Annotated in this window: 4 protein-coding genes and 1 pseudogene; 3 read left to right on the top strand and 2 right to left on the bottom strand. The window is 43.4% G+C overall.

Going from position 1 to position 1,681, the window contains the following annotated elements; translation table 11 throughout:
* Positions 1–353: 353 nt before the first annotated feature.
* From AC2VE5_RS27015 to AC2VE5_RS27025, 3 genes are read left to right on the top strand one after another with little or no spacing between them, the layout of a single operon-like run.
* Positions 354–761 (top strand): nuclear transport factor 2 family protein, encoded by a 408-nt coding sequence (locus AC2VE5_RS27015; protein ID WP_486890616.1) that lies wholly within the window; start codon positions 354–356, stop codon positions 759–761.
* Between the two features lie 17 nt (positions 762–778).
* The gene (locus tag AC2VE5_RS27020) at positions 779–1,135 is read left to right on the top strand and encodes a nuclear transport factor 2 family protein (RefSeq protein WP_486890617.1); all 357 of its coding nucleotides are present in this window, start codon (positions 779–781) and stop codon (positions 1,133–1,135) included.
* Positions 1,099–1,290 (top strand): hypothetical protein, encoded by a 192-nt coding sequence (locus AC2VE5_RS27025; protein ID WP_486890618.1) that lies wholly within the window; start codon positions 1,099–1,101, stop codon positions 1,288–1,290. Before AC2VE5_RS27020 ends, AC2VE5_RS27025 begins: the two co-directional genes overlap by 37 nt.
* Here AC2VE5_RS27025 and AC2VE5_RS27030 read toward each other — a convergent pair.
* A complete protein-coding gene (locus AC2VE5_RS27030) occupies positions 1,271–1,573 on the bottom strand; it encodes a hypothetical protein (RefSeq protein ID WP_486890619.1) in 303 nt (100 codons plus the stop codon). The two genes, AC2VE5_RS27025 and AC2VE5_RS27030, sit on opposite strands and share 20 nt — an antisense overlap.
* A 2-nt stretch (positions 1,574–1,575) precedes the next feature.
* Positions 1,576–1,681, bottom strand: a pseudogene (locus tag AC2VE5_RS27035) (transposase); the annotation flags it as partial.

The following is a 1,681-nucleotide window of genomic DNA, read 5'->3' on the forward strand; positions in this document are numbered from 1 at the left end:
ATTTTGCTCCTCAAAACATGGCTTTGCTTAGGCATCTTGCTCTCAATCTTCTCGCCAAAGACTCCTCATCCCAGCGTGGCATTGCCGCCAGACGCAAAAAGGCAGCTTGGGATCATACCTATCTCATCAAACTTTTAACTCAATGATTTTTATGCGGTTGCCCTGGGCGCGTGGGTAACTTGAAGGCGCTTTGTCAGCGTTCATGATTAAATGAGTTGGAAGGATCACTCAGACAATGAATTAAAGTTATCGACTAGGCAACAAACATAGATAAATTAGATTGAAGTTACAGGCACGTAACTGAAAAGTGAGATAACTCGATTAAATTGTTAGATTATCAAGAGGAGTGATAGGTGAAAACCCAAAATCTTAGAATCAATCAGCTTTCTCCCGAAACTTATGAGTGGTATCTGAAATATTTAGAAACGTTGGATACATTAGACATTGAAGCGTATGGAAAGTTCTTGGCGCAGGATTGTTCTGTGCAATCAAACAATGCCCCGCCGATGGAAGGCAAAGAAGTTGTAATACAAGGGCTTGCTGATTATTGGACAACCTTCACCAGTCTAGAACACGACTTGTTAAACATTTATGGCAGCGACTCGTCTTTTGTGTTGGAGGCGTTGAATCACTACAAACGGAATGATGGACAGGAAGTAACGATTCGAGTCGTAGCGTTTACTGATCGAAACACAGAAGGATTGGTAACTTCGGTTAGATTTTACACGGATACTACCCCGTTATTTACAAAAGGCGACTAAAGTAAGGAGTGACTACGATGCAGGATTTAATTGAACTTGAAAACCAAGGATGGCAAGCCCTCACATTGGTAGGAGAGGCGAGCAAGAAGTTCTATAGTGCTGTTCTCCACGACGATGCAACCATAGTTTTTTCAGGTGGCATACGCATAAGTGGAAAAGAAAAAATCTTGGAATCTCTAGCTACCCAACCTTGGCAATCGTTCCAAATAGAAGATCCGCAAGTGATTTCATTATCGGAGAAAGCCGGAGTGTTCATGTACAGAGTTACTGCACAACGCGAAGGTAGCGAGCCATACGTAGCTTTTATCAGTAGCACGTATGTACTTAATAATGGAATGTGGAAGTTAATACTTCACCAGCAGACACCGGGGTAATTGCCGCCCAACAAGCCGATGCACCTCGATCGGGAGGAGGCTGGTCGGTTGAGTTACAAAGGGGCGCATTTAGTGTTTGGGGGACTACGGTTGGCAGAACCGATGGGTATGCTACAGTCCAGTTTCTGAATTTGCTCACTGCTTATTCTCACTAACATCATCTTTCTGTGCTTTATGAATCGTCAAGAATAACAATGCCCCAAACTCCAAAACAAGGGCAGCAACCGCAGTCGAGGTTAATTTAAGCAACCAGCCATCTTCTTCGCCAAATAACCCCGCCATACCACTCAAATAGGCAGAAACAATATCCGTAGTATCAATCGCTACACAACCAATCAACAACATTTTCACAGTTGTTCTATTTGCCAATGCGACCAGCACCGAAAGTACAATATCTCGAATTGCCCAAGCGCGAATAGTATAGAACCCATTTGACATCTCTAAAAGGCGGCAAGTCGCTTAATCATTAACCTGACGAAGCAGAGATTGAGCTTCGTGGTGGCATTGGTCAAGGTGCGCTCAAAGTTCTTAACGAGGATCTTACAT

It is taken from the genome of Aliterella sp. E5.1 (assembly GCF_057473825.1).